Origin of the sequence: Microbacterium karelineae (assembly GCF_009745985.1) — a bacterium.
GTDB classification, from domain to species: Bacteria; Actinomycetota; Actinomycetes; order Actinomycetales; family Microbacteriaceae; genus Microbacterium; species Microbacterium karelineae.
In genome coordinates, this window is record NZ_WFIX01000102.1 from 1 (window position 1) to 305 (window position 305).

Annotated in this window: 1 protein-coding gene; it reads right to left on the reverse strand. The window is 41.3% G+C overall.

All coding sequences use genetic code 11. The features are described from left to right. A partial coding sequence (locus GB932_RS22100) for a phosphoenolpyruvate carboxykinase (ATP) (protein WP_156758930.1) occupies positions 1 to 305 on the reverse strand: 305 nt, incomplete at both ends.

A 305-nucleotide genomic window follows, 5' to 3' on the forward strand; every position in this document is an offset into this window, starting at 1 on the left:
ATTGCTCTGGTATCTTTAAGAGAAATTCTCTTTCCGGTACCATTCCAACCTGTGTTTACCAAATAAGCCTTAGCTCCGTGCTCTTTCATTTTGCCGATTAATGTTTTAGAATACATTGTCGGGTGTAAGGTAAGGAATGCTTCACCAAATGCAGGTGAGAAAGATGGTTGAGGTTCTGTAATTCCTCTTTCAGTTCCTGCCAATTTTGAGGTATAACCGCAAAGGAAGTGGTACTGCGCCTGATCTTCATTCAGGATAGAAACCGGAGGAAGTACTCCGAATGCATCTGCTGAAAGATAAACAAT